The organism is Streptomyces sp. NPDC046727 (assembly GCF_040645635.1).
GTDB lineage: Bacteria > Actinomycetota > Actinomycetes > Streptomycetales > Streptomycetaceae > Streptomyces.
In genome coordinates, this window is the sequence record NZ_JBEYYR010000037.1 from 87,318 (window position 1) to 97,269 (window position 9,952).

Consider the following 9,952-nt stretch of genomic DNA (forward strand, 5'->3'; position numbering starts at 1 on the left):
GCAAGACGGCCGCTGCCGCTCCCGAGGCCGTCGAGGCGGAAGCCGAGGCCAAGCCGCGTCGCACCCGCAAGACGGCCGCTGCCGCTCCCGAGGTCACCGAAGCGGAAGCCGAGGCCAAGCCGCGTCGCACCCGCAAGACCGCCACCGCTGCCGTGGACGCGGTCGACGGGGAAGCGGTCGCCGCTCCGAAGGCGCGACGGACCCGTAAGGCCGTTGCCGAGGCGGCTGCTCCGGGGATTCCGGCGCAGGCCACCGAGGAGCCGGAGGTCAAGCCGCGGCGCCGGACGACCCGCAAGACGACGGCGTCCGCTGCCGAGGCGGCCGGCGAGAGCGCCGAGACGACGCCCAAGCCGCGCCGGACCCGCAAGTCCGCGGCGGCCGTGGAGGCCCCCGAGGCCTGATCCGGCGCCGCGCGCGCGGCGGCGGGCACGAGCCGGTCCGATGGTCGGGTTCACGAAAGTGGACCCGGCCATCGGCGTTTTCGGCCGAGGCCGAGGCCGAGGCCGAAGCCGAAGCCGAGGCGTCGGTGCCGGAGAGAGCCCCTGCTGAGGGCCCGGCCGCCACCGCCACCACCCAGCCCCCGCCCCCTCGCCCCCGCCCGATAGCCTGCTCCCCATGAGCAGGCCCGCCACCTTTGTCCCCCCGCCCGGTGCCCGTGCGTACCCCCTTCGGACGGCTCGTGGGGAGTTCGCCGTGGTGGACGCTCCCGTGCCCCCCGGTGTGGAGCCCCGGGGCGTCGCGCTGCTGCTGCCGGGGTTCACCGGGAGCAAGGAGGACTTCAACCCGCTGCAGGTGCCGCTCGCCGAGCGCGGCTACCGGACCGTGGCCGTGGACGGGCGGGGCCAGTTCGAGTCGGACGGGCCCACGACGGACGAGTCCGCCTACGCGCAGGAGGAGTTGGCGCGGGACGTGCTCGCGCAGGCGGAGGCGATCGGCGGGCCGGTGCATCTGCTGGGGCACTCCCTGGGCGGCCAGATCACGCGCGCGGCCGTACTGCTCGACCACGCGCCCTTCCGGTCGCTCACCCTGATGGCCTCCGGTCCGGCGCAGATCTCGACGCCCCAGCAGGAGCGCGTGAAGCTGCTGCGGGACGCGCTCGCGGTGCTGAACATGGCGGAGGTGTGGGAGGCGATCCAGTCGATGGAGCCGCCGGAGGAGACGGACACCCCCTCGCTCGACAACGGGCTGGACGACCGGGACGACCTGCGGCGCCGCTGGCTGGGCACCAAGCCCGCCCAACTCCTCGCCACCGGCCGCCAGTTGTGCACGGAACCGGACCGGGTCGCGGAACTGGCCGCCGTACCGCTGCCGTTCCACGTGCTGTCCGGTGCGCGGGACGACACCTGGCCGCTGCCGCTGCTCGACGACATGGCGGTACGGCTGAGGGCCCGCCGTACGGTCATCGAGGGCGCCGAGCACTCCCCCAACACCGACCGCCCGCTGGAGACCGCCCGCGCGATCGCCGACTTCTGGGACAGCGCCCCGGCAGGGCCGTACGCAGGGGGCTAGTACTGCGCCTGGAGGTGCTCCCAGAAGCCGTCCCTGAGCGCGCGTCGCAGGTCCGCCTGGCCGCGCAGGGAGTACTGGAGCAGTTCCTCGGCCTCGACCAGCAGGTCCTGGTCGACGGAGCCGGGCAGGTAGGGGTGGCCGGGGAACAGTTCGACCAGCGTTTCGCGGCCCCGGGAGGCGAGCCACCGCGCCGCGATCTGGGCGCCGACGAAGCGCACGTTCTCGCGCGTGGGGCGGGTGGCGCCGGCGGTGTCGTAGGCGGCGGCCGTGCGCCGGGAGACGTACGGCTTGAAGAACTCCAGGTCGAAGGTGCGCTGGCTGTCGACCTCCCACAGCAGCGGCTCGGCCTGATTGCGGCCTTCGGGCGCCTCGATGCCCCAGAGGTGGACGCGGGCGCCGTAGCCCTGGGCCGCCTCGACCGCCGAGACGAGGTCCTCGTCGCCGCCGAGGAGGGCCGCGTCGCTGATCGCGCGGTGGCGCGCGAGGGACTCCAGGTCCGTCCGGATCAGCGAGTCGACGCCCTTCTGCTGGTTGTTGGCGTTGAGGTTGCCGAGGCGGACCTTGACGTCGGGCAGTTCGGCGATGGTCTGCTGCTCGGCGGTGTGGATGCGGCGCCGGGCGCCGTCGTACCAGTAGACGCGCAGCAGCCGGCTGTCCGCGAAGATCGTGCGGGCCTTGTCGATCAGCGCCTCGATCAGGCCCTCGGCGTCCAGGTCGAAGGCCCGGCGGTCCTCGGTTCCGGCGACCAGCCGGCCCGCGGCTGCATACAGATAGCCCGCGTCGACGAAGATCGCGTGGGTCGAGGGCGTCTTCGCCACCTCGGCGAGCATGCGTTCCAGCAGCTCGTTCGTGCGGTCGATGCGGGCGCCGAGGGCGGCCAGGTCGTCGTTCATCGCCTCCATTGTCCCGGCGGTCACAGTGCGAACACAACTGGTCCCCAAGGGTTCCGGTCGCGCCGCTTACCTGTCAGTAATTAGTCGTTCGAAAAATTTCTTTAGCGTAGGGAATGTTTGTAACAAGCGGCGTGTTGACTCAGACACGACGCGGGATACACCAGGCGTCACACGAGTAGTTCTCCGCAGGAGGATGACCAGACGAAGGGAGAAGCCCATGCGCTTCGAAATCATGCGACTCGACGAGGTCGACGGCACCACCGTGGACAGCACCGTCGTGGACGCCGCCTCCGTCAACCGGATCGTTCAGCAGGCCGCCGCCATCGGACAGCGCCTGTGGATCCGTCCGGCCGAGACCACCCCGGCCTCGTAACACGCACGCGGGATTCGCCGCTCATGCTTTCCGGGGGAGCCGGGCCCACGAGGGCTCAGCTCCCCCGGATCACCTGAGTGACCCCGTTGATGATCTGCTGCACGGCGATCGCGGAGAGCATCATGCCCGCGAGTCGCGTCACCAGGACGACACCGCCGTCCTTGATGACCCGGATGATCAGCAGCGAGTACCGCATCACCAGCCACAGCACGACGTGGATCGCGAGGATCGCGGACCACACCGAGATCTGCGTGGCCACGCTGTCGGCCTTCTGCACGGCCAGGATCACGGACACGATCGCACCGGGCCCGGCCAGCAGCGGCATGCCCAGCGGTACGAGCGCCACGTTGACGTCCTTGGTCTGCTTCGGCTCGTCGGTCTTGCCGGTGAGCAGGTCCAGCGCGATCAGCAGGAGCAGCAGCCCGCCCGCGATCATCAGCGCGGGCACGGACACGTGCAGGTAGTTCAGGATCTGATGGCCCAGGACGCCGAAGACGGCGATGACCCCGCCGGCCACGCAGACGGCCTGGAAGGCCATCCGCTTCTGCACCTTGGCCGGCCGTCCGGCGGTCAGGGCGAGGAAGATCGGGGTGATCCCGGGGGGATCCATGATGACAAAAAGGGTCAGAAACAGGGAGCCGAAGACGGCGATGTCGAACATGAGGGAAGTACAGGCCTTGCGAGAAGAGGAACTACGGGCGTGAAGCGGTACGGCGGGTCGGCCCCTGGGGGCCTCAGGCTCCGCCGGTACCCGGCACCGGGAACGCGCCCGTCGCCCGCCGGATGATCTCCCCGTACACCTCGGGGTCGGTCGTGTACGCGCCCAGCGCCACGGTCTTGCGGCTGCCGTGGTAGTCCGAGGACCCGGTGACCAGCAGCCCCAGCTCCTTGGCCAGGCCCCGCAGACGCTCCCGGGCGTCGAGGTCGTGGTCCATGTGGTCGACCTCGATGCCGTCCAGACCGGCCTCGGCCAGCTCGGCGATGCGGAACTCCGGCACGGTGCGGCCCCGCTTGGCGGCGGCCGGGTGCGCGAAGACACAGACCCCGCCGGCGGCCTTGACGAGCCGGATCGCCTCGAAGGGGTCGGTCTCGTGCTTCTCCACGAAGGCCCGCCCGCCGTCGGCCAGCCACTCCTCGGTGAACGCGTCGCTCACCGTCGGCACGACACCCAGCTCGACCAGCGCGGTCGCGACATGCGGACGCCCGACGGAGCCGCCGGCGGCGATCCGCTCGACCTGCTCCCAGGTGACCGGCACGCCCAGCGCGTTCAGTTTGGCGATCATGCCCTTGGCCCGCGGCACCCGGTCGTCCCGGACCAGCTCGCGCTCGGCGAGCAGGGCGGGCTCCTCGGGGTCGAAGAGGTAGGCCAGCAGGTGCATGGAGACGCCGTCGATGCGGCAGGACAGCTCGGCGCCGGTGACCAGCGTGAGCCCCTCGGGCAACGCGCCGATCGCCTCGGCGTACCCCCGGGTGGTGTCGTGGTCGGTCAGCGCGACGACGTCCAGCCCGGCCGCGGCGGCATGACGCACCAGCTCGGCAGGGGTGTCCGTACCGTCGGAGGCCGTGGAGTGACAGTGCAGATCGATGCGCACACGAACTCCAGGCGGACGGACGGAAGGGGACACCCAAGGATAGCCGGGTTTTCACTCCTCGCTGTCACACCCGCACCCGGCCGGCGCCCCCTACGGCAGCCGACCTGAGGAGCGCGGGGAACTGCGCGGGCCACCACGACGAACCCGCAGCCGCACACGCACAGAACCCGGCACCCCGGCGGGCGCTACGGCCGAAGCAGGCGCGGCGACAACGCTCCGCAGGGCACCAGGTCTATCTCCGCCCCCGCGTCCCGCAGGTCGGTCAGCACCAGCTCGTCGTACATGAGCAGACCGGCCTGCTCGGGCCACATCACCGCCCACAGCCACATCCCGAGCGCCTCGCCCGCGAAGACGGCCCGGTCGTCGGGGGTGCGGTAGACGTGCCAGAGCGGGGTCGGGCGGCCCGCGGCCAGCACCTTGGCCTGCGGCGGCTTCTCCACGTTCATGTACGACCCCGGGTCCGGGCCGTCGATGCCGGCGTAGCGCGCGCCGAGGCCGACGCCCAGCTCCTCGGCGATCAGGATCATCTCGCCGGGACCGCCGAGCGGGCCGGGGCCCGAGCAGGCCACCGCGGTCGCCCGGCCACCGCTGCGGTCGTCACCGGCGTACGCGACGCCCGTGAACAGCCAGCCGACCGGCAGCGGCCACGGCATCCACACCGGCACCTGCGTCCGGTGCACCACCACGTTGAGCGCCTCGACACTGGGTGGGATCACAGGCTGCAGCGGATACACCGTGCCGTGCACATCGCACTGCCACGAATCGGCGAAGAGTCCGGGAGCCCTGACCCGGCCACCGCACCTCGGGCAACTGGGTTCGCCCCTCATAGGGCTCCACGGTCCTACCCCCGCCCGCCCACGTCAAGGACGATCACCCGTCCGGACGGAACACCCGACCATATGCCTGACCGGCCACGACAGATGCACCGTGCATTAATTAGACGCGCTCACTGGCCGCGCGGCGGAGGAGCCGGAGCCGAAGGCGGAGTCGACGTCTTCGCCAACTGGCCGAATTTCGCCTTACGTTGAGGTGAGATCGATCACTCGGCGGAGATCGGACGTCAGTCCAGCGGGACGGATCCGCGGGCCGGGTCCCTCAGGTCCGTCCCCTTCGCGAGCCAGCGCTCCTGGAGGGCCTGGGCGCCGTGCACCCGCTTCCAGGCGGCCTCGTTCGGGGTCATCGGCAGCAGCGGCAGGAACCGTACGGGATCCATCGGGGCGTCCAGCTCCAGGTCCTCCACCAGCCCGCCGGGCTCGCCCACGAGGACGGAGGTGAAGGGGGCGCCGGGCCACAGCGGCTCGCCCACGTCCAAGGAGGCGCCGGGGGTCACCACCAGGCCCTCCACCTGCGGGGTCGCGGCCAGGACGGCCAGCGGGCGGAGCACCTTGTCGGTCTCGGCGAGGCCCGCGCGGACGGACAGGACCAGCTCGGCGCGGGGGCCCTTGACCGGGTCGGCGAGCATCGACGTGGGGTCCGTCATGGGGTGCTGGGACATGCCGAGGGTGGCGTACCGGACGACGTCCCCCTCCTGGAAGCGGAGCACCTCGATGCGGTCCGTGCCGAGGAAGGTGACCGCGGCCCGGGCGTCCGGTTCGCCGAGCGCGGTGCTCAACCGGGCCTCTACCAGAGGAAGAACATCAGCCATGCGCCGAGCATAGAACTCGTCAGCAGCAGGCAAAGCGGCGCCTTGACACTTCGGGCGGCTGCTACGCTGAGCCGGTGGTTCGGGGCAGCACGCCGGCGCGTCGCTGATCGAGTCCCGACGCCGATGAGACTCCCTTACGAGGGACCGGCCGGAGGAGGTGGGGCTGTCATGGATCGAAGTCGACCGTGCAGTACCACTCGCTCTTCCGGCTGCTGATGTAGTTACCGGCTGGCCGCCGCCTTCCCTTGCGCGTCGTCGTTCGGAAGAGCACTTCGTCTCGCTCTGCCTGATCTGTCTGATCTGAATCAGTTCTGCATCAGTAGCGAAGCCGCCACCGCGACGGTGCGGTGCTCCCCGCTTTGTGGACGTGCCAAACATCCTTCCCTTGATTCAAGGGCGGAGACCCCTGCAGGACGTCCCCATTCCGGGTAGTTCCACCCGTTGCCGCGCGCTTTCGCTGCCCGCCCGCGAAGGAGCCTGCCCATGTCGATGATCCGCGACCTGCGTGCCGTGGTCCGTCCGTCCTCCCGCGTCTCGCTGCGCAAGGACGCGAGCCCGTCGTACGACACCACGCGCGACCCCGCCACGCCCTCGGCCGTCGTCGACTGCGCCGTCTACCGCGACGGCGCCCGGGTGCAGACCGCCAAGCCTCTGACCCCCCAGGAGGCGATGCGGCAGGTGCGCCGCGACGGCGGGTTCGTCTGGATCGGCCTGCACGAGCCGACCGAGGCGGAATTCGCGGGCATCGCGGGCGAGTTCGGGCTGCACCCGCTGGCCGTCGAGGACGCGGTGCAGGCCCACCAGCGGCCCAAGCTGGAGCGGTACGACGACTCGCTGTTCACCGTCTTCAAGACCATCCACTACGTCGAGCACGACCAGCTCACCGCCAACAGCGAGGTCGTCGAGACCGGCGAGGTCATGTGCTTCACCGGCCGGGACTTCTTCATCACCGTCCGGCACGGCGGCCAGGGGTCGCTGCGCGCCCTGCGGCACCGGCTGCAGGACGACCCGGAGCTGCTCGCCAAGGGCCCCTCGGCCGTGCTGCACGCCATCGCCGACCATGTGGTGGACGGCTACATCGCGGTCGCCGACGCGGTGCAGGACGACATCGACGAGGTGGAGACCGAGGTCTTCTCGCCCGGCCGCCGGGGCGGGGTCTCGCGGGGTGTGGACTCGGCGCGGATCTACCAGCTCAAGCGCGAGGTGCTGGAGTTCAAGCGGGCGGTGGCGCCGCTGCTGCGCCCGATGCAGCTGCTGAGCGAGCGGCCGATGCGGCTGATCGACCCGGACATCCAGAAGTACTTCCGGGACGTCGCCGACCACCTGGCCCGGGTCCAGGAGCAGGTGCTGGGCTTCGACGAACTCCTCAACTCCATCCTCCAGGCCAACCTCGCGCAGGCGTCCGTCGCGCAGAACGAGGACATGCGCAAGATCACGTCCTGGGCCGCGATCGTCGCCGTACCGACGATGGTGTGCGGGGTGTACGGCATGAACTTCGACTACATGCCGGAGACGCACTGGAGGTTCGGCTACCCGGTGATCATGGCCATCACCGGTGTCATCTGCCTGGGCATCCACCGCACGCTGAAGCGCAACGGCTGGCTGTGAGCGGGTGCGGAAGGCCTGGATAGGCTGGGGCGCATGACAAGTGAGCTGCTCGACCGGGCCCTCATCGAGGAGGCCGCGAAGAAGTCCGGCCTGATCTGGGTCCGGAGCGCCGGTGCGCCGGCCGCGCGTGCGCTGTGGCATGTGTGGCACGAGGGCGCGGTGTGCGTGGTCGGCGACGGGCCCGGTGAGCAGCCGCTGGAGGGGCTCGCCGACGGCGGCTCCGCCGAGGTGAGTGTGCGCAGCAAGGACAAGGGCGGCCGGCTGGTGACGTTCCCGGTGACCGTGGCCGAGCTGGCGTCCGGGTCGGAGCAGTGGGAGGCGGCGGTCGCCGAGCTGAAGGGCAAGCGGCTGAACGCCCACGACGGCGAGGAGATGCCGGCCCGCTGGGCCCGCGAGTGCCGGGTGCTCCGCCTGGTGCCGACGGGTGCCGTGACCCCGATGCCGGCCGGCGACCTGGCCGAACGTCCCGTACCGACCCCGGCGACGACCCGCCGGCCGGTACCGGCGGGCCTGCCGAAGCTCCTGCTGAGGCGCCGCAAGCGGAAGTGAGCCCGGCCTACGACGTCGGCAGCTGCCTGCCGTAGTCCACCGTCTCCGACCTGGCCGGTTCATCGACGGTGAAGTTCTTGCCCCAGTCCGAGAAGCGGAGCGTGCCCGCGTCGCCGCCGCGGACCAGGCGGAGGGGGTAGGGACTGCCCTGGAGGGACACGTCCAGGGTGCCGCCGGAGCCCTTGTCGCCGGTGATGCGGATCGTGGGGGTACCCGACTGGTCGGTGTGGTGGCCGTCCGTCACCAGCGAGCCGTGCAGCGTCAGCAGACCGTCGAGGAGGACGTCCTTGTCCGTGAAGCCGCTGAACTTCTTGTACGCCGGATCGCCCTGCGGGACCTTCACGTACTTGCCGTCCAGCTTGCCCGTGGCGCCGTCGCTGCCGTCGGCGTGGTTCCAGAAGTGGGCGTCGGCCTTCAGATACAGCTCCTGCCCGACCCGCAGCAGCTTGAAGGTGGACCCCTGCGAGGTCACCGAGCCGCTCCCGCCGTCGGCCTTGAGCTGCATGTCCAGCCGGTACGTACGGCCGCTGGTGACCACGGTCCCGGACAGCCGCACGGCGGACGCCGCGTCGGCCGCGGCCCGCGTCTTCGCCTGGATCTTGTCGGCGGACAGCTTGCCCACCCCGTTGGTCCCCGCGTCCGGGTCGTCGCCGCCTCCGCACCCGGACAGCACCATCGCTCCGGTCACGGCCAGCGCGCAGGCCGCGGTCGCCAGCGCGGTCCGGCGGGTACGGCCCTGGGGAATCGCAGTCACAGGTAGGGCTGCCTTTCTGACGAGTCCTGACGAGTCCGTGAGCGGCGTACCGCAGCGTACCGGGGCTCCGCGGGCCCGGCGGAGCCAGACCGTCCGGAGCGCTCACCAGGGCGTATCCGATCGGTACGGGCTAGCCTGAAGCGCACGCGAGTGGGCAGGGAACAGCAAATCGCACCCAATGCGAGCAAAGGAAGCACAGCCATGGCAGCCGGCGCCCCCCGGATCTTCGTCTCGCACCTCGCCGGGGTCCCCGCTTTCGATCCGAACGGCGACCAGGTGGGCCGCGTCCGCGACCTGGTCGTCATGCTCCGTGTCGGGCGACGGCCCCCGCGCGTCCTCGGGCTGGTCGTCGAACTGTCCACCCGGCGCCGCATCTTCCTGCCCATGACCCGGGTGACCGGCATCGAGTCCGGCCAGGTCATCACCACCGGCGTCATGAACGTCCGCCGCTTCGAGCAGCGGCCCACCGAGCGGCTGGTCTTCGGCGAACTGCTGGACCGGCGGGTCACGCTGGTGGAGACCGGCGAGGAGGTCACCGTCCTCGACGTGTCCGTGCAGCAGCTGCCCGCCCGCCGGGACTGGGAGGTCGACCGCGTCTTCCTGCGCAAGGGCAGGAAGGGCGGCGCCTTCCGGCGGGCGAAGGGCGAGACGCTGACCGCCGAGTGGTCGGCGGTCACCGGGTTCTCGCTGGAGGAGCACGGGCAGGGCGCCGAGAGCCTGCTCGCCACCTTCGAGCAGCTGCGCCCCGCCGACCTCGCCAACGTGCTGCACCACCTCTCCGCGAAACGGCGGGCCGAGGTCGCCGCCGCCCTGGACGACGACCGGCTCGCCGACGTCCTCGAAGAGCTGCCGGAGGACGACCAGATCGAGATCCTCGGCAAGCTGAAGGAGGAGCGCGCGGCGGACGTGCTGGAGGCGATGGACCCCGACGACGCGGCCGACCTGCTCTCCGAACTGCCCGAGGACGACAAGGAGCGGCTGCTGAGCCTGATGCAGCCAGCCGACGCGGCCGACATGCGCCGCCTGATG

The 9,952-nt window shown here is 71.2% G+C and carries 10 protein-coding genes and 2 pseudogenes; 6 read left to right on the forward strand and 6 right to left on the reverse strand.

All coding sequences use genetic code 11. The features are described 5' to 3' along the window. A pseudogene (locus ABZ937_RS34070) lies at positions 1-401 on the forward strand (ATP-dependent helicase); the annotation flags it as partial. A 214-nt stretch (positions 402-615) separates the two neighbouring features. Beyond that, positions 616-1,509 (forward strand): alpha/beta hydrolase, encoded by an 894-nt coding sequence (locus ABZ937_RS34075; protein WP_361697598.1) that lies wholly within the window; start codon positions 616-618, stop codon positions 1,507-1,509. Here the strand turns inward: ABZ937_RS34075 and ABZ937_RS34080 are convergent. Continuing rightward, entirely contained in the window at positions 1,506-2,411 is a 906-nt protein-coding gene (locus tag ABZ937_RS34080; protein ID WP_361697617.1) for an NYN domain-containing protein, read from the reverse strand. The two genes, ABZ937_RS34075 and ABZ937_RS34080, sit on opposite strands and share 4 nt — an antisense overlap. Positions 2,412-2,619: 208 nt before the next feature. Between ABZ937_RS34080 and ABZ937_RS34085 the strand changes: the two genes are divergently transcribed. Next, the gene (locus ABZ937_RS34085; protein ID WP_225827238.1) at positions 2,620-2,775 is read left to right on the forward strand and encodes a hypothetical protein; all 156 of its coding nucleotides are present in this window, start codon (positions 2,620-2,622) and stop codon (positions 2,773-2,775) included. A gap of 55 nt (positions 2,776-2,830) precedes the next feature. On the opposite strand, the gene ABZ937_RS34090 is transcribed toward ABZ937_RS34085, so the two are convergent. The 4 genes from ABZ937_RS34090 to ABZ937_RS34105 form a co-directional block, all read right to left on the reverse strand. Continuing rightward, the gene (locus tag ABZ937_RS34090) at positions 2,831-3,436 is read right to left on the reverse strand and encodes a MarC family protein (protein ID WP_361697600.1); all 606 of its coding nucleotides are present in this window, start codon (positions 3,434-3,436) and stop codon (positions 2,831-2,833) included. 73 nt (positions 3,437-3,509) lie between these two features. Then, entirely contained in the window at positions 3,510-4,367 is an 858-nt protein-coding gene (locus tag ABZ937_RS34095) for a PHP domain-containing protein (protein WP_361697602.1), read from the reverse strand. A 185-nt stretch (positions 4,368-4,552) separates the two neighbouring features. Then, positions 4,553-5,194, reverse strand: a complete 642-nt coding sequence (locus tag ABZ937_RS34100) for a DUF6758 family protein (RefSeq protein ID WP_361697604.1) — start codon at positions 5,192-5,194, stop codon at positions 4,553-4,555. Between the two features lie 233 nt (positions 5,195-5,427). Next, positions 5,428-6,012: a suppressor of fused domain protein gene (locus ABZ937_RS34105; protein WP_361697606.1), complete on the reverse strand. Its 585-nt coding sequence runs from the start codon at positions 6,010-6,012 to the stop codon at positions 5,428-5,430. Positions 6,013-6,495: 483 nt separating this feature from the next. Here ABZ937_RS34105 and ABZ937_RS34110 point away from each other — a divergent pair, with 483 nt between their 5' ends. After that, entirely contained in the window at positions 6,496-7,620 is a 1,125-nt protein-coding gene (locus ABZ937_RS34110; RefSeq protein ID WP_361697608.1) for a magnesium and cobalt transport protein CorA, read from the forward strand. 33 nt (positions 7,621-7,653) lie between these two features. Next, positions 7,654-8,169 carry a hypothetical protein gene (locus ABZ937_RS34115; RefSeq protein ID WP_361697609.1) on the forward strand — a complete coding sequence of 172 codons (516 nt, stop codon included), beginning with the start codon at positions 7,654-7,656 and terminating at the stop codon, positions 8,167-8,169. Between the two features lie 7 nt (positions 8,170-8,176). Here the strand turns inward: ABZ937_RS34115 and ABZ937_RS34120 are convergent, their stop codons facing one another. Continuing rightward, on the reverse strand, positions 8,177-8,923 hold the full coding sequence (locus ABZ937_RS34120) for a hypothetical protein (protein WP_361697611.1): 747 nt from the start codon (positions 8,921-8,923) through the stop codon (positions 8,177-8,179). Between the two features lie 201 nt (positions 8,924-9,124). On the opposite strand from ABZ937_RS34120, the pseudogene ABZ937_RS34125 reads away from it, so the two are divergent. Further along, positions 9,125-9,952 (forward strand): annotated as a pseudogene (locus tag ABZ937_RS34125) (magnesium transporter); the annotation flags it as partial.